This window comes from Algoriphagus sp. (assembly GCF_013373065.1).
Taxonomy (GTDB): domain Bacteria; phylum Bacteroidota; class Bacteroidia; order Cytophagales; family Cyclobacteriaceae; genus Algoriphagus.
Genome location: NZ_JABXIN010000010.1, coordinates 1 through 17040 on the forward strand (window position 1 = coordinate 1; position 17040 = coordinate 17040).

General features: G+C 39.6%; 15 protein-coding genes. All 15 read right to left on the reverse strand.

Annotated features, from left to right (window positions below):
• Positions 1-338: 338 nt before the first annotated feature.
• Positions 339-944: a Uma2 family endonuclease gene (locus tag HWE15_RS06725; RefSeq protein WP_290506746.1), complete on the reverse strand. Its 606-nt coding sequence runs from the start codon at positions 942-944 to the stop codon at positions 339-341.
• Between the two features lie 308 nt (positions 945-1252).
• Positions 1253-2026 carry a 3'(2'),5'-bisphosphate nucleotidase CysQ gene (cysQ, locus tag HWE15_RS06730; protein ID WP_290506747.1) on the reverse strand — a complete coding sequence of 258 codons (774 nt, stop codon included), beginning with the start codon at positions 2024-2026 and terminating at the stop codon, positions 1253-1255.
• 367 nt (positions 2027-2393) lie between these two features.
• Complete coding sequence (gene cysN, locus HWE15_RS06735) at positions 2394-3653, reverse strand: sulfate adenylyltransferase subunit CysN (RefSeq protein WP_290506748.1); 1260 nt, start codon at positions 3651-3653, stop codon at positions 2394-2396.
• A gap of 217 nt (positions 3654-3870) precedes the next feature.
• On the reverse strand, positions 3871-4776 hold the full coding sequence (gene cysD, locus HWE15_RS06740; RefSeq protein WP_290506749.1) for a sulfate adenylyltransferase subunit CysD: 906 nt from the start codon (positions 4774-4776) through the stop codon (positions 3871-3873).
• 216 nt (positions 4777-4992) lie between these two features.
• The gene (gene cysC / locus HWE15_RS06745) at positions 4993-5613 is read right to left on the reverse strand and encodes an adenylyl-sulfate kinase (protein WP_290506750.1); all 621 of its coding nucleotides are present in this window, start codon (positions 5611-5613) and stop codon (positions 4993-4995) included.
• Between the two features lies 1 nt (position 5614).
• A complete protein-coding gene (locus tag HWE15_RS06750) occupies positions 5615-7372 on the reverse strand; it encodes an SLC13 family permease (protein ID WP_290506751.1) in 1758 nt (585 codons plus the stop codon).
• 618 nt (positions 7373-7990) lie between these two features.
• Positions 7991-9601 (reverse strand): capsule assembly Wzi family protein, encoded by a 1611-nt coding sequence (locus tag HWE15_RS06755; RefSeq protein ID WP_290506752.1) that lies wholly within the window; start codon positions 9599-9601, stop codon positions 7991-7993.
• 38 nt (positions 9602-9639) lie between these two features.
• Positions 9640-10395 (reverse strand): glycosyltransferase family 2 protein, encoded by a 756-nt coding sequence (locus HWE15_RS06760; protein WP_290506753.1) that lies wholly within the window; start codon positions 10393-10395, stop codon positions 9640-9642.
• Between the two features lie 93 nt (positions 10396-10488).
• Complete coding sequence (locus HWE15_RS06765) at positions 10489-11298, reverse strand: glycosyltransferase family 2 protein (protein WP_290506754.1); 810 nt, start codon at positions 11296-11298, stop codon at positions 10489-10491.
• 28 nt (positions 11299-11326) lie between these two features.
• Positions 11327-11884, reverse strand: coding sequence for a DapH/DapD/GlmU-related protein (locus HWE15_RS06770; RefSeq protein WP_290506755.1), 558 nt, complete (start codon positions 11882-11884; stop codon positions 11327-11329).
• Between the two features lies 1 nt (position 11885).
• Positions 11886-13016: a glycosyltransferase gene (locus tag HWE15_RS06775; protein ID WP_290506756.1), complete on the reverse strand. Its 1131-nt coding sequence runs from the start codon at positions 13014-13016 to the stop codon at positions 11886-11888.
• Between the two features lie 2 nt (positions 13017-13018).
• Positions 13019-13693 (reverse strand): acyltransferase, encoded by a 675-nt coding sequence (locus tag HWE15_RS06780; RefSeq protein WP_290506757.1) that lies wholly within the window; start codon positions 13691-13693, stop codon positions 13019-13021.
• Positions 13690-14688 carry a glycosyltransferase family 1 protein gene (locus HWE15_RS06785; protein WP_290506758.1) on the reverse strand — a complete coding sequence of 333 codons (999 nt, stop codon included), beginning with the start codon at positions 14686-14688 and terminating at the stop codon, positions 13690-13692. The genes HWE15_RS06780 and HWE15_RS06785 overlap by 4 nt, the downstream gene beginning before the upstream one ends.
• Positions 14669-15868, reverse strand: coding sequence for a glycosyltransferase family 4 protein (locus HWE15_RS06790; protein WP_290506759.1), 1200 nt, complete (start codon positions 15866-15868; stop codon positions 14669-14671). The genes HWE15_RS06785 and HWE15_RS06790 overlap by 20 nt, the downstream gene beginning before the upstream one ends.
• On the reverse strand, positions 15869-16882 hold the full coding sequence (locus HWE15_RS06795; RefSeq protein ID WP_290506760.1) for a hypothetical protein: 1014 nt from the start codon (positions 16880-16882) through the stop codon (positions 15869-15871). It abuts the gene before it with no gap.
• Positions 16883-17040: the final 158 nt, after the last annotated feature.

Below are 17040 nucleotides of genomic sequence, written 5' to 3' on the forward strand. Positions count from 1 at the left end.
GGTAAGGAGAGACGACGCAACCCAGGGTAAAAGCACCTCTCCACCCCCAGCGCTGGGACTATTCACTTTGGAGTGGAAAATTAACCTTAGTCCCAGCAAGAGACTGTCTGCTACGAGGGATGGAAACGATGGATTGTTAAGCGTTAATCGTTAATTGTGGGAAGTTCGTAGTTCGATGTTCGGAGTTTTTTAGGAATTGTTGAATCGTCGAATCGTTTAACTGGCTGAAATTGAATAGCTCCCGGTTAAAACCACGTGGATTGACCGACTTCATCTCCTCCAACAATAAAAAAAGCCTCTGTCTCCAGAGGCTTTTTCGGGTTTAAAAACCATATTATTTAATAAGAAGCAAATAATTCATCCAAATCAAGAGAAAAACCTGGTATCACTTTCGATTCTACTTTGTCCCCAGAAGCCAATAAACGGGAAGCTTTGTATACTCCATTCTCTAAGGTGTAAATCAGCATACTTTGCTCAACAGGGTAAATGACCCAATATTCTTTCACACCTGATTCCAAATAGACTTCATATTTCAATTTTAATTCCTTTTTGGTATTTCCCGGAGAAAGAATCTCCACCACCAAATCCGGTGCACCTATGCAACCTGCCTCATCTAACTTTTCCAGATCGCAGACTACACAAATATCTGGTTGAACCACCGTATCAATTTCTGAATTCTTCTTTGATTTTATAGGTAAGCGAACATCAAAGGGAGCGTGAAAAACCTCACATGGCTTTCCTTTCAAAAATTGAAAAAGCTCAGAACCTAGATGCATGGAAATACGTTGGTGCGTTCGTCCCGGAGCAGCTGCAGCTTTCTTGAACACCTTGCCCTTAATCAACTCCACCACTTCATCCATTGTCCAAGTCAAATAATCCGCATAAGAATAGTTTCCATATTCTATATCTGGCTCATTAACAATAGGTTGCTTTTTGGTTTCCATGATTTAAAAATACAGAATTTTGAAATGGAATTAAAAGTAGTTCGGAGTTCGATGTTCAACGTTAAGCGTTAAAAGTTAAGCGTTAAACGAGGGAGTTCAGGGTTGGAGGTTCAGCGTTCGGGGTTCAAGGTTCAGGGTTCAGAGTTAAGCGTTAAAGGTTAATAGTTTTTATTCCCGGTATCATGTTTAATTAACCTTTCATGATTAATAAATCTTGGTACTTGATACTTGTTACTTCGTACTTTCAATTACCACTTACTATTCACCACTTACTTATCTTGGTACTTAATACTTAGTACTTAGTACGTTTAATCACCACTTAGTACTACCCCCCAGCAAATAAACCAGGGATTCAGCAAGTTCTCCTTATTGTAAACTAGAGGAGTTTTTTCCGGCCATTGCAGTACTTCACCTCCTGCTGCTAGAAGTACCCCATGCGCAGCTGCAGTATCCCACTCCATAGTAGGTGCAAAGCGTGGATAAACTTGAGCTTTTCCTTCAGCAACCAACAAAAATTTGAGCGAAGACCCCATAGATATGACCTCTGCTCCCGGATATTGATCAATAAATTGCTGAGTTTCTGGACTAAGATGAGAACGGCTGGCAACGATGGTTTCCACCTTGGAACCCTCTTCTTTTTTTAAAGAAATCGGAGATTTATTCTTAACCTGCTTCCAAGCTCCTTCTTCTTCATTTCCCCAATACATCCATTCCAAAACAGGGGAATAAACCACTCCGATTACCGGCGCTCCCTGATGTATTAAAGCGATATTAACAGTAAATTCTCCGTTCCGTTTGATAAATTCCTTAGTTCCATCCAAAGGATCTACCAGCCAAAAATAGTCCCATGCTTTTCTTGTTTCGTATGGAATATCCTTACCTTCTTCGGAGAGAATTGGGAGTTCTGTTTTCTCCAAAAAAGAAACAATCACCTCATGAGCAGCCCTGTCTGCTTTGGTCAAAGGAGAATCATCTCCTTTTATCTCCACTCCAAAATCAGCCGAGTGATATACTTTCAATATTTCAATACCAGCATTTAAAGCGGCATCCTTTGCAATACTGGTTAATTCTTTCAAATTCATAGACTTGGTTCTAGGTTGTAAGTTCCGCGTTCGAGGTTCAAGGTTTAAAAATATCGAATTGTCGAATTGATGAACTGTTTAATCGGTTTATCGTCACTGCGAGGCGAGGCACGAGCCGTGGCAGTCTTCCGGAGGGCAAGCAGTGTTTTTGCCAAATAAGATTGCTTCTCCCGATTCTCGGGATCGCAATGACGGTAATGTAAGGGTTTTGGTTCTTGGTTCTTGGTTCTTGGTTCTTGGTTCTTTTAAGTCGAATTGATGAACTGTCTAATTGTTTAATCGAATAGCACGAAATCAGTCTAATTAATACTTAAAATTGAACATTGAACCCACAATCTCTTGATACTTGAAACAAGATACTTGCTACTCAAATTATCATCCCCGCTCCTACCGTCTCATTGGTATTCGGATCGATCAGAATAATAGATCCTGTTTGTCGGTTTCTTCGGTATCCATCCATAAAAACCGGCTGGGCAGTGCGGATCGAAATACGGGCAATATCATTCATTCCAATCTCCCCAATACCTTCAATTCGATGCAGGGTATTCACATCCACTTTGTATTGGATTTCCTTCACCATGGCCTGGCATTCCTTGGTTGTATGCTTTAGGATCATTTTAGTACGGGGCTGTAAACTCCGCTGATTCATCCAACAAATCATTACTTCCAAATCTTGCGTCACCTCCGGTTGATTATTAGGACGTACGATCATATCTCCGCGGCTAATATCAATTTCATCCTCCAAGGTCATCGTCACAGACATGGGAGAAAAAGCCTCTGCAATGGGCTCCCCATTGAGTTCAATGGACTTAATACGGGATGAAAATCCAGATGGCAACACTTTTACCTCATCTCCTGGTTTGAAAATTCCTCCTTCAATTCTTCCCGCGTAGCCTCGAAAATCCTGATGTTCCAAGGTATGCGGACGGATCACCATTTGAACTGGAAAACGGCAGTCAATGTGGTTGATATCAGAGGCGATATGCACATGCTCCAAATGGTAAAGCAAAGTCGACCCCTCATACCAAGGCATATTTTTAGACCGCTCTACCACATTGTCTCCCTTTAAGGCTGAAATGGGCACAAACTGAACGTCCTTGATATCCAACTTGGAGGAAAAGCCTTCATAATCTTGCACGATTCTGTTGTAAACTTCCTCCGAATAGTCCACCAAATCCATCTTATTCACACAGACCACCACATGTGGAATTTTCAACAGTGAGGCAATAAAAGAATGCCTGTACGTTTGTTCCAACAAACCTTTCCGAGCATCCACTAAAATAATCGCCAAATTAGCAGTAGATGCTCCAGTAACCATATTTCGGGTATATTGAATATGCCCGGGAGTATCCGCAATAATGAATTTTCGCTTAGGTGTCGCAAAATAACGGTAAGCTACATCAATGGTAATCCCCTGCTCCCGTTCAGATTTCAAACCGTCTGTCAATAGGGATAAATCCACATAATCAAAACCTTTCTTTTCGGAGGAGGCTTTGACTTGCTCGATTTGATCTTCAAATATGGATTTGGAATCGTATAGCAATCGACCAATTAAGGTACTCTTTCCATCGTCTACTGATCCAGCGGTTGTAAACCGTAGTAATTGATTATTTTCTTGAATTGACATTTCAAATTTGAATGTTAATTGTTAAGCGTTAAACGTTAAGGCTTTTAAGGTCAAAGTTAATTGAGTAAGTGATGAATCGATGAACTGTGTAATGGTCCTCGACTCCGCTCGGACTGACAAAGATCTCTTTAAATGTTTTCGTTATAAGTTGGTTGAACACTGAACTTCTTTGTACTTGATACTTGGTACATCGTACTTTGTACTTGGTACATCGTACTTAAAAATACCCTTGCTTCTTTCGATCCTCCATAGCGGTCTCCCCACGCTTGTCGTCGGCTCGGGTTCCCCGCTCGGTTGTCCTCGTTGTAGCTACCTCTTCAATGATCATCTCCAAGGTATTGGCCTCGGACAGCACTGCTCCGGTAATCGGCATATCCCCGCAGGTTCGGTACCGAACTACCATTCGCTCGACCTTTTCCTCAGGCTTGAGGGTGATGTATTCGGAATGGGCCAAAATTACCCCGTCTCGAACAATGCAATCCCGCTCATGAGAGAAATAAAGGGATGGTAACTCAATTTGCTCTTTTAAAATGTATTGCCAAACATCCATCTCTGTCCAATTGGAAATAGGGAAAACCCGGAAATGCTCTCCCATATGCTTTCGCCCATTGAAAAGATTCCATAATTCCGGTCGCTGATTTTTGGGATCCCACTGTCCAAATTCATCCCGATGAGAGAAAAAGCGCTCTTTAGCTCGGGCTTTCTCTTCATCTCGCCTCGCACCCCCCATGGCAGCATCGATTTTGTATTCTTCCAAGGTATCCAACAGGGTCACTGTTTGAAGAGCATTTCTGCTGGCATTTACGCCCGTTTCTTCCCTGACCCGGCCTTTATCTATGCTTTCCTGCACAGAACCCATAATCAGCTGTACACCCAATTTTTCCACCAAAGCATCCCGAAAGGCAATCGTCTCTGGGAAATTATGCCCTGTATCAATATGAATCAGTGGAAACGGAATTTTGGCTGGATAAAAGGCCTTTTTGGCCAAGTGCGATAATACGATGCTGTCTTTCCCACCGGAAAATAAAAGTGCAGGTCGCTCAAATTGTGCCACCACTTCCCGGATGACAAAAATCGCTTCTGCTTCCAATTCCTTTAAATGCGGTAAATAATAGGCTCTCATGGAGTTTTATGGTTTTATTTTAATCCTTTTGTTTACGAAGGAGATGTTAAACATTAAATGTTAAAGGTTAAGCGTTAAACGTTAATAGTTTTAATGTTTTGGAAGATGAGGGAAAATGGATGTTCAAGGTTCGAAGTTGGGTGTTTAAGAAAAAACCCTCCGAGGGTTGACCATCATCTATTCAAGCTTCAATTACTTTCCATATTTTCAAGAAATCTAAACCCTCGGAGGGTTCGGTTTCTCTCCTGCCTCAATTTTCCCCAAAATCATAGCTAATACCTTTTGAACAGATTCCTCCAAAGTTTCCTTATCCGAATGAACATGTACTATTGGGTTTAATGGAGCTTCGTATGGAGAATCAATCCCCGTGAAGTTGGGGATTATTCCAGCTCTAGCTTTCTGATATAATCCTTTCACATCCCGCTGTTCGCAGACTTCCAAGGGACAATCCACAAAGACTTCCAAGAAATTTTCCTCCCCTACCAATCCGGCAATCATCTCTCGCTCCTTTCGAAATGGAGAAATAAATGCTGAAATCACAATCAGACCAGCATGTAACATCAACTTCGCCACTTCGGCAATTCTCCGGATATTTTCGATTCTGTCAGAATCTGAAAATCCCAAATCCTTGTTTAAACCAGTCCGAACATTATCTCCATCCAACAAATAGGTAGCAAAACCCGATTCATATAGCTGAGCTTCCACCGCATTAGCCAATGTAGATTTTCCGGAACCGGAAAGACCGGTAAACCAAATCAATTTGGGATTTTGATTCAGTAGCTTAATCCGCTCACTTTTTGAGATTTTAAATGTCGTGGGATGAATATGATTTCCCATGCTAGAAATAATAGTAATGAATAAAGACTAAAACCGTCAATGTATAAATCAGGGTCAAAGGTAAGCCTATTCGAAAATAATCGGAAAACCTGTAATTCCCGGGCCCCATCACCATCAAATTCGTCTGGTATCCGATAGGAGTCATAAAATCCGCAGATGCCGCAAAAGCAATGGTCACAAAGAAAGGAGTCAGATTTCCTCCAGACTGCATTCCCAATTCATAGGCAATGGGGAACATGATGGTCACTGCCGCAGCATTGGTAATTAATGTCGTTAGACCTAGGGTCAACAGAAACAATAAGGCAATACTCCCCCAAACAGGAAGTCCCGGACTAATTTCCTCAATAAGCTCGACCAAAAAGGCCGCAAGGCCGGATTGCTGAATACCAGTACCCAAAGCCAAAGCTGAAGCAAGAATCACCAAAAGATCCAAATCCACTGCTTCCTTGATTTTTGGAATATTCAAAACCTTAGAAAACAGCATAACCACAATCCCCAATACGGCTGCCAAAAATAAATCCAAAACCCCCAAAATCCCTCCCAATAAAATCAGTATAGCACTAAAACTCGGAAGCATGCGAGTCCAAGAAATTTTATTCTCCAGCTCTCCTGCTTTGGATAGGACAATTAAATCCCGATAAGAAGCCCCATTCAAAAAATCTTTGGAACAAAGCAAAAGGAGTAAATCACCCGCTTGCAAAACCGTTTCCCCTAAATTTTCACGCACTTTTTCACCCTTCCTATAAATGGAAATCACAGATGCCTTATAACGATCCCGAAAACCGATATTTTTCAAGGATTGACCGATTAGGGAACTTCCTGTAGGTACAATCGCCTCAGTTAGGTCCGAAAATCCATTGGCCTCCACATGAGATTCTTCTGGAAGGACCAATCCGTTTTTCTCATTAATAAGTGTCAGGATAGCTCCCGTATTTCCTGCAAAAAACAATTGGTCTCCGGCAAAAATCTTTTCGGAAGAATCCACCGCAGGAATAATTTCTTCGCCCCGTTTAATTTCCACCAAAAAGAGCTCTTTCAAGTTCCGCAAGCCTGCTTCTTCAATACTTTTTCCAATCAAATTAGAAGACGCACCTACCTGAGTCTCCACCAAATACTCATTCAAATGCCCCATAATCTCCTCTTTGCTACCTTTCCGGTCAGGCAGGAAACTTTGGGAGAAAAAGGTCAAATACAACAAGCCTAAAACAGTTACCAACAAACCCAAATACAAAAAATCTGCAAAACCCAATAAGGTCAAACCTTCCTGAGCAATCAAACCATTTAAAACCAAATTTGTCGAGGTTCCGACTAAGGTGATCATCCCACCCAGAATGGTGGCAAAGGAAAGCGGGATCAAAAACTTGGAAGCGGCATAGTGATTTTTATCGGCCCAGTTTTTAACAAAAGGGATCATCAAGGCCACGACCGGGGTATTGTTCAAAACCGAAGAAAGTCCCGAAACCAAAACCATCATTCGGAAACGAAACTGAAATGGACTTAATGTTTTGTGAAACAGTTTAAAGAAAAAAGAAGGTCCCACATTTCGTTGGATACCGGCTGTTAGAATGATCAACAGAAAAATCAGGATGATTTGTTTGTTTGCCAAGCCCCGAAGCAAGTCTTCTACCTGAATAATTTGGAGACCTATCAATCCTATAGCCGTCCCCAAAAAAGCCAAAGAGGGACGAAGCCAACCCTTGAATAGGGTTAGAATCAAAGCAGCAACCAAAATTAATGTGATAAGTATTTCGAAAGTCAAAAGAGTTGAGTTAAGCGTTAAAGGTTAAACGTTAAGCGTGGAGGTTCAGAGTTCAGGGTTCGAGGTTCAAAGTTCGGAGTTCGGAGTTCAATATTAATTGTTAAGCGTTAAACGTTGGAGTTCAGGGATCGCGGTTCAGAGTTCAAGGTTCGATGTTAAATGTTTTGATGAATTGATGAATCGATGAATTGTTTAACTGATTAACTGGAGGGATTCGGAATTATTGAAAAACAGAAAAAGGAGAATGGGATTTGCAAAAAGATCCTGTTTCAAAAGTTAAATTTTTGTCAGGCTGAGCGGAGTCGAAGCCTTTTTTGGATGCTCGATTCTCGATGTTCGATGTTCAAAGCTCAGAGTTCAATGTTTGTCGTTCAAGGTTAATCGAAAATACATCTTACCTAAAGTAAATTAGCCTTTCAAGTTTGAAAATCTTGGTACATAGTACTTCGTACTTCGTACTATCAATAACCACTTACTATTCACCACTTACTTTTTCTAGTACTTGGTACTTCGTACTATCAATAACCTACTTCTTACCAATCACCACTTACAACTTACCTCTTGGCACTAAGAACTCTTATCCTACTTGATACTTGCTTCTAGCTACTTGATACTCTCTTAGTCTTTATTCCAGAAATAAATAATTGACGCCTGCCCCATCACACTCGTCAGGTTCTTGCCTTTCGGGAAGTCGGGGGTGCTGGATGGATCGAGCTGCCACTGGTAGTTTCGGGCGTGGATCAACTGCAACTTGGAAATGAGCAACAAATTTCCCAATTGCTTGTCATACAAAAAACCCACCGAAAGATCTACCCAGGGTTTGCGTTCTGTATCGTGAAGTCGAACCTTATAATAGTAATCCACTGTATTTTCCAAGCGCTCAAAGAAGATTCCTGCCTTATTTAATCCATCGATTTTACTGATTTCCAAAGTCTGTATATTGGAGCCTGTTCCTATCCCCACTCCAATCGGTTGCGCATGATGGGTAATCCCTCCTATGGCTCCATTCATTCCCCAAGAGAAGCCCCCCGTAATAAATCCATAATTATATCGGATATATCGGTTTACTGATTCCTGCTGATGCGTGATTTCCGCCCGAATCAAAAAATCAGATTCCAATTCCTCGATTCGAATCAGCTTAGTAAAACCAAATAAATAGGCCCGTGCATGTTCGGGATTCAAAATAAACTCTCGCCAATTCAATGCATGGTCCCGCTTACCAAATTCAAAATACAATTCAAAGCGGGAAGGCTGATGCACATAGCGGCCAAAAATACTGATTTGTTGACTCCTTCCCTTGTCAGATTGCCCAACTAAATCCGATCCAACAGATTGTTTGGTCAAACCCCAAAAGACTGGGAAAATATCAATAAAACTGGTTCCTACCGAATCCGTAAAAGTTTGGACGGTTCGGGAAGCTCCAAAATAAAGTCCCTTTGCCCATACAGGATTATAGGTAAGTGTAAAGGCATTAATGTACCTATTTTTTTCTCGAATGGGGTCATAATATCGAGCATTCAAACTATCAGACTGTGTTGGAGGAATTCGCTCTGTTTTAAAAATTCCATTAATCATCTGCAGCTCAAAATTTCCCAAAAAAGTCTTCGCTGGTTTGCGGGTATTAATTGAAAAATGAGGAAAGCCAGGGGCTGCATTCGAAAAATTCAAGGAATTAAACTGTCCAGGACCCCACCAGATATTTTGATTGGAAATAGAAACCTCAAAGGATCGAAATCCATAGGAGATCTTGGATTGTCCCAACCCCAATCGAAAATAAGGTTTGTCTCCAAAGCGTTCTGGATTATCCCCTGTATTCCAATAAAGAAATCTTTCCCCTGTTAATGAAGCATTTCTATACCCCTGAAATCCTGAAAAAGAAGCATTCTGAGCAAATACCAAATCAGGATAAAAAGTAACTCCCAATTCCTTCCATTGGTAATGGACTCCTCCGGCTAAATAAAATTGTGCCCCGGGAGTAGGAATCATTCCATAATCTCCGAAGCCGTAAGGCCTATTCGTAGTGATGCGAATAGTACTTAAACTTGGCAAAACAGTAAACCCAATTTCCCCCTTCCCAATTTTTATTGATTCCTTTGCTACAGAATCAGGATAATCAATATTGGGTCGAATCATAAAAGAAGGTCCTACCGAATCAGAAGAAAGCTGGGCAAACCGAGTTCGCTCCTCTAAAACAGGAAATCCCGCCGGGATCACCTGAGCGGGAAGCATGTTTACTAGAAAGAAAAAGACGAGGATTAGAAGAACTCTCAAAACAAACTCGGTAAAAACTCGAGCAATTTCTTAAAATATCGTGAATACAACCAAAAATAATTGGTTTTTATACCATTTTCCCGGCAAGCCCGCAAATCCTCCTGATTAATTATGAGTGTGCTCTTCCAGGATCGGGTACTCAATCCCCCTGTTCTCATTTTTAAGAGATCTTCAGGCAAGTAATGATAACTCAATTGATGGGTATGTAAAAACCTTACCAAGAGTTCAAAATCACCTGCAATCCAATAATCGGTTCGGTAATACCCGTATTTTTCAAAATTCTTTTTGTATGTAAAAAATGTAGGATGCGCAGGAATAATACCACGCTTGATTTTTTCAGCTGAAAAGCGACCGGAATGATAATAACGAACGGTTTTTTCTAGATTCTCCGGTTTTACAAAACGGATATCCCCATACACACAATCTGTCCCAAATTCCTGAAAAGCATTGACCACCTTCGAAATGGCATCCGAACGATGGTAAAAATCATCTGAATGAATAATCCCCACAACATCCCCAGTGGCCATTTTGATTCCCTTATTGATTGCATCATACAAGCCCCCATCTGGTTCGGATATCCATTGACTCACCACCTCCGGATAAGATTGGATCAAATCCAAAGTTCCATCAGAAGACCCACCATCTACAATGATATACTCCAAATCCGAGTAATCCTGCACTCCCACACTTTCAATGGTATGGGCCAGGGTCGCAGCGGAGTTATAAGTGACCGTGATAAGGGAGACTTTCAAGTTTAAATGTTAATCGTTAAGAGTTAATCGTTAATCGTTAATTATTAATTGGAAATAAAAAATAGAATCCAATAACTTACAGATTTTCACGACCTAAAAATTTTCTTTCTTTTTAACTACAATCATTGACTCATATAGCCACATAAGCTGACAATAATAGAACCCGGCTTTACCATCCAAAAAACCCATTTTAAAAAAGTATAAATAACAAAATTTGAAAAACGGTCTAAATGGAATTCGATGAGAAATTTTTTTTAAAGCCCTTCTTCTTAAAATCTTATTTGAACTGAAAATATGACGCAATGAATCTTTTTCATTTTTTTGTTCTTGTTGAGCTTCTTGGGTTGAGTAACGATTATGCTTTTCAAACCAATCCGCCAAGCCTTTTGAAAAATTATAATGTAAATAGGGGGTGTTCATATATCCAATTCCCCTTTTTGAATTACCCTCACGCTGACCATGGCCCACTTGAACAAATTCTACTTCTCCAATTTTCATGAATCGCATCTGATACACAGGGAATCCACTTGCATGCTTGATCCATTTATTTAAAAAGATTAGTTTACTTGGTACGAGATAACCACTTTTTTCGTCTAACTCTGCCAATCTTGAACATTCCTCTAGGAAATCCTTATCGACAACTTCATCTGCATCAAGATGCAGAACCCATGGATGCTTGAGACCAAAATTTTTGAGACCAAAATTTCTTTGTGAAGCAAAATCATCAAACTTTCGTTGAAAAACACGAACATTTGAATAGCTATTTAAAAGAGGAATAGTTTTATCTGTACTAAAAGAATCAACTACTATAATATCATCCAACTCAGATAATGGTTGAAGACATCTTTCAATATTTATTTCTTCATTATAGGTAAGAATCAAAACAGAAAAATTAATCTTCATTTAGTCACTGATTTGAGATAAACAGTTTTTAACTATTATGCTTTTTTAGCTTCCTAGATTTAATTGGCTTTGCCGGATTTCCTGCATATACCATCCACTTTTCCGTAGATTTAGTCAAAACCGCACCAGCACCGATTACCGCTCCTTCTTTTACACTTATTCCAGGGCCGACAAAAGCCTGGGTACAAATCCAAACATTGTCTTCAATTACAATCATGGGCTTCAGTAGTGGCATGGCCGGATCGGTATAATCATGGGTACCAGCACAAACCTGAGCCATATGGGATATGGTTACATTTTTCCCGATTTCAACGGGCCCCAAGTTGTAAATCAAAGCATGTTCTCCTATCGCGCTGTAATCCCCAATGATCAGATTCCAAGGAAAATAAATCGTAGCGGAAGGATAAATATTGACCTTCTCCCCTACTTGAGAACCAAATAAGCGTAATAAAGATCTTCGTAACCCAAAAAAAGGCCGAGGAGAGAATCGAAAAAAGAATCCACCAAGCATCCAGAGGACACGTAAAAGTTGTTCCTTTTTCGAATACTTTGTTGCAGTTCGATTTTTTTGAATCTCTAAGGTCATCCTATAGAACAAATTCAGGCTTTTCTTGTCCTCCCAAAATCCATTGATACAATTGGATCATTTGCCGGGCCACTACTTCAATACTGTACTTTTCCTCAATTAGTTTTCTACCTTTTAGCCCCATCTCCTTCCTTTCTTCATCTGAAAGAGATAAGGCATTTTCCAATGCCTCTTTCAGAGAATTTGTACCAATATCGATCCACCAACCTGCCTGAAGCTCATTCAATTCTTCCCATGGGGTTCCTTTGGTCGTAATCACCGGAACTCCACAGGCCAAGGCTTCGGCAATCACAATCCCAAAATTTTCGCTATAGGTAGGTAATAGAAAAAGATCGGCTCGGTGATATGCTTCTAATTTAGCTTGGCCAAATTGAGGACCAATGATAGTTATTTCAGATTCTAAACCTTTTCTCTGAATAAGTTTTTGAATGGCCTGAATATAATTCTTCTCTCCGTTTCCGGCTAATTCAATTTTCCAACCTGATTTGATTTTGGGATCAAGCTGAGACCAGGCCTCAACCAATAATTCAATTCCCTTTTTGGGATGAATGCGGGATAAAAACAAGAGCGTTTTTGTCCCATATTTTTCCCCAGAAGTTTTCAGAGGAAATTCAGCCAAATCAATTCCATTAGGTATTACAGCAATCGGATTGGTAAACCCAAGCTTGCGGATGTTTTCTGCTTCCATCTTTGCAGTGGCATGAATACAAGCAGCTTTTGCCAAATCTTTTCGTTGATATAAGGCCAAAGCCAATTTCTTTTTCAATTTCCCTACATTTAATGCCCAAGGTTCAAGCATTCCTCTTGGGGAGATTATATAAGGAATATTCTTTTTTTTTGAGGCTTTGGCCATCCAATGAACTGGCATTTGCCAAATTCCGTGTCCATGAAGCATATCGATTTCATTCCTATTCAAAAATTCGAGCAACTTTTTCCTTAAATTTTCCTTTTTGGTAAAAACCAATGAAAAATTCGAAATCGAACTTTCTTTTAGATAAGGATTGGATGAAGCTGCTGTTAAAATGCTGACCTTTTCTCCTTTTAAAGCCTGATGAATCGAAAGATCCGTAACACTTTTTGATGGTCCTCCACTCGAAAGGTCAATGGAAGGTACAACGTGAATAATTTTCATACTCAGCTTACAAAACCAGTCAATCTTGAGAAATATTTATAAGAATCTTTCTCCAATTCTTTTACTTTTTTTGCCGGGACTCCCCCATAGAGGCAAGCCTCTTCTTCAAAATCTTTATTCAAAACAGAGTGAGCTCCTAAAATGCAATAATCAGGAAATTTTGATCCGGGCAAAATCACACTGTTGGTTCCAACAAATGAATAGGAACCAATTTCTACAGGCTTACAATCCTGGATATTTTCCTTTAAATTGATACTATGGGTTAAAATTTGAGACCTGATTCCAGCCACCGTAGTGTATCTTCCAATTTTAATTTGGTCTGTACAATCAATAAAATGTCGGCTGGTAATCGCACTATGATCACCAACTAAAAGTTCGCATTTTCTAGATTCCCGATGGGAAAAAAAATCCTTGAACCTGGTCGAAAAGCCCGTAATGTAATTTAGAGTTCCAATTCGGGAATAATTACCCAAAACCAAAGCGTCTATATTCTTACAGAAAGTTAAAGACCCAATTCTTGAAAACTCCCCCATCTCCAGTTTATAAGCAAGAATGATAGATTTTCCGATATAAGCTGTTTTATGGATTTTAAAACCGAAAAACACATTCAATATTCTTCGCCTCAGGAACCAAGGAAAAAAAACAAATAACACCTGAATTAGTAATCTAACCTTCATCTTTTTTCTAGTTCCTCATAAACTTTTGCATAAGCGCTACAAACAGTCGGCACTTCAAATCTTTTGACATTTTCAAAACCACGTTTGATCAATTGATTTCTAAAAAGGGGATCTTCTACAACTCTCTTATACGCTTTGACCATAGCTTCTACTTCATCCGGATTTACATAAACAGCGCCATGCCCTCCTACTTCCGGAATAGAACACCGGTCACTAGCCACCACAGGCCTTCCAACCTTTTGTGCTTCGATGATCGGCATACCAAAACCTTCTAAATATGATACAAAAGACACCAAATCACAGGTCTCATAAAGTGCTTTTATCTCAGAGAAATCAAGGTTGGTGTAATTTTCATACTCCACAGGATATTCGAGCAATAGTGCCTTTTGATTTTCGGATAGCTTCCCCACAATGATCAGTTTGTAGCCTAATTTATAAGTGGCCTTGACGGTGTTTGTTAAATTTTTATGCGGTTTAGTTCCTAAATGCAAAACTCGGGTTTGGATTGCTACCTCCTGTTTAGGTTTTGTTTCAAGTATCGGATTGACAGGATTGTGTATGATCACTGTCTTTTTTAAAGCCTTAGGGTATATTTCTTTGATTTGATTTTTAGTAAAATCTGAAATCACAGTTATCCTCTTGGCTGTCTTCAAAGGTAGGCTATACCAAAACCATTTAATGAATACCTTCTTAAGTGATGATATATATGGCAATTCCAGCACATTGGTATCATGAATGGTCAAAATAGTTTTTTTGAATGGAATCAATCCGATGTAATACACATCACCTGTTACATGGATAATCCCCTTTAAAAACAACACATGCCATAAATTCAACAGTACTGACTTTATAGAAGCGCCACCGTAGGGTAATTCTACAATCTTGGTATCTATTTCTTCTGGCAAATTTGCAATGATGGAATGAAAAAGCTCTTCAATGCTGTTGTGACCCTCTCCTTGCTTTCTGAAAATAAAATTAACTCTGATTCTTTTCACGAGCGATTTGATTCAGCGCATGAATCACCTGATTGTGATAATTTTCCAAGGTATAATTTTGAGCGATTTCTGCTGCTTTTTTACCCAGCTTTTCAACCTCATCCCTATTTTCAAAGCAGAAGGTCATTTTTTCTTTTAATGCCTCCACATCTCCCGTGGGAACCACAAATCCACCGCCTTGAATCACAGCATCTTTTGCACCTGTATTTTCAGAAACAATGGCAGGTGTGCCACATGCCATGGCTTCCACTACGGTTTGTGCCCAACTGTCCAAATAGGAAGGAAAGACAAATACATCCGCTTGTCGATACTGCTCCGAAAGTTCTTCATGGTGTAAAAATGGGACATGGGTAAACAACCCCTCATACTGTTTGAAAAAGGCTTGACCATCAGCCATAGGTCCAACCAAGACCAACTCTACAGCAGGGAGATTCAGTTCTTTAAAAGCCTGAAAAAGTACATCCAAACCCTTCCTTCGGGTAATCGTTCCAACAAAAAGGAAACGAAATCGCTTCTTCTTGTCATAGTCCTTTTTGGGATAAAAAATCTGGTGATTTACCCCAAGATTTACTATAAAAACCTTTTTAGCAGATATTCCATTTTCCAACAAACTTTCCCTCGCAAAGCTGGAAAGGGTCAAAATATAATCCGTGTAAGCTAAAGCTTCTTCTTTTCTGGAATTGATAAAAGCTAAAGTATCTTCGGAGTAAGAGGAATTTAAAAATCCATGCTTAGAATGGATATCCAAAATGGCATGATGATGAATTTGGGCTAAATCCAAAACCGTGGTAATCCCCAAACCTTTGGCTTTCCGAAAGGTATGCAAATTGGCATTTTCATATCCTATGCAAAGCTCCGGTGGATAAATCTCTATTTTATTAGCGACCCATTGGTCAAAAGGATCATAGATTTTCTGGATCAGATCGGCTTCACTCTGGATTTTGCCCAGTTTTTCCATAAGAAACAAGTCCCATCTTTGGGAAATAAGAGCGGAAGGAATTTCGAGGAAAAGGCGCTTTTTAAGATCCTTTTTTATTCGTTTGGGAAAGAATTGTAGATAGGGTTGGATAGCATTTGCTGCGAAAAGTGTATAAAAATGATCCAAATATCCCTTTTGATAAAGTCCCTGCAAAAGCAAATGCACATATTGCTTTCCTGGGTGTGAAACAGCAATTCGCATTTAAGTAGAAATTAAGATTTGTGACTTTTTTCCTTCTTTATCCATTTTCTTTAAATAATATCCTCTATCCACTAACATTATCCCAAACACATAAAAGACCCCCTGATAGACATTAAAAGTGACCATGGAATTATAATATACTACCAGAAAAAAAAACTTAGCCAACCTCGGAAGATTTTCCGTGTATTTTAAAAAGATAATAATCATAATAAAATTTAAAAAGTACAAAACAAAGCCCCCCTCTAATACAATGCGAGCAGGTTCACTTTCATAGCCTCCATATTCTTGAACAAATCTAGAGGTACCAAATAGGGCATTAGCTCCCTGATAAGTTGCACCTAACCCCACCCCGAAAACCGGGTAATTTCCTTTAAAATGTATAATCTCGGCAAGACCACCGGCTATCCGTTGATCCAATTCATCACTATTCTCTACTCGATATATAAAATTTTCGTAACTCCGGGTAAGTAGAGCTGAAAATGAAGGTAGAAAGTAAAGCAGTACACTCATAATCAAGGTTCCCTGAATAGCCAATTTGATTAATTTGCCTCCGAAATATCCGGTCAGTAAGAAGGCTGTCAGCAAATACAAAATAAAAAATCCAACTGCCCCACGGGAACCACTCATAAAGGCCATTAATAGCCCTAAAATCATCACCGAAAAAATCAGATTTGCCGAGCTTTTTCTAAGAATAAGAAACCAAGCCAAACAAGCAAAAACCGGAACCAAGACCTGATAGCCCCCCAAATAACTAAATGTACCGGAGACTCTGATCGCATCTCCAACAATGGTGTTATTTTCCACTCCACTGGCATATTGATTTAAAATATGTGTTCCTGGAAGCGCATACTGAAACGAACCTAAAAAAAATTCAACCAATAAAATTAGGACCAAAAGAGGGACCAGTTTTTCCAATTCCATCCAAGATCCTTTTTGGATATAAGCCAACCAAATCAACCAATACCCGGTATGAAGTAAAAGCCCAAAAATTCCATGAAAAATGCTCTGATTCATGGGATTAAGAGCAATAACCACCAAATAAAAAAGATAAATTGGCCATATATTTGGGACTTTCTTTAAACTGGGCATGGGATTCCGCCGGATCACAAGAAATAACAAAAGAGGAATCAATAACTGAAATAAAAAGATAGCATTACCTATAGCTCCGGCAC

Excerpts from the sequence above, each read along its gene's own strand:
- HWE15_RS06725 (WP_290506746.1), bottom strand. The coding sequence starts at position 944 with ATGGAAACCAAAAAGCAACCTATTGTTAATGAGCCAGATATAGAATAT.
- cysQ (WP_290506747.1), bottom strand. The coding sequence starts at position 2,026 with ATGAATTTGAAAGAATTAACCAGTATTGCAAAGGATGCCGCTTTAAAT.
- cysN (WP_290506748.1), bottom strand. The coding sequence starts at position 3,653 with ATGTCAATTCAAGAAAATAATCAATTACTACGGTTTACAACCGCTGGA.
- cysD (WP_290506749.1), bottom strand. The coding sequence starts at position 4,776 with ATGAGAGCCTATTATTTACCGCATTTAAAGGAATTGGAAGCAGAAGCG.
- cysC (WP_290506750.1), bottom strand. The coding sequence starts at position 5,613 with ATGGGAAATCATATTCATCCCACGACATTTAAAATCTCAAAAAGTGAG.
- HWE15_RS06755 (WP_290506752.1), bottom strand. The coding sequence starts at position 9,601 with ATGCTTCCCGCTCAGGTGATCCCGGCGGGATTTCCTGTTTTAGAGGAG.
- HWE15_RS06765 (WP_290506754.1), bottom strand. The coding sequence starts at position 11,298 with ATGAAGATTAATTTTTCTGTTTTGATTCTTACCTATAATGAAGAAATA.
- HWE15_RS06770 (WP_290506755.1), bottom strand. The coding sequence starts at position 11,884 with ATGACCTTAGAGATTCAAAAAAATCGAACTGCAACAAAGTATTCGAAA.
- HWE15_RS06775 (WP_290506756.1), bottom strand. The coding sequence starts at position 13,016 with ATGAAAATTATTCACGTTGTACCTTCCATTGACCTTTCGAGTGGAGGA.
- HWE15_RS06780 (WP_290506757.1), bottom strand. The coding sequence starts at position 13,693 with ATGAAGGTTAGATTACTAATTCAGGTGTTATTTGTTTTTTTTCCTTGG.
- HWE15_RS06790 (WP_290506759.1), bottom strand. The coding sequence starts at position 15,868 with ATGCGAATTGCTGTTTCACACCCAGGAAAGCAATATGTGCATTTGCTT.
- HWE15_RS06795 (WP_290506760.1), bottom strand. The coding sequence starts at position 16,882 with ATGAATCAGAGCATTTTTCATGGAATTTTTGGGCTTTTACTTCATACC.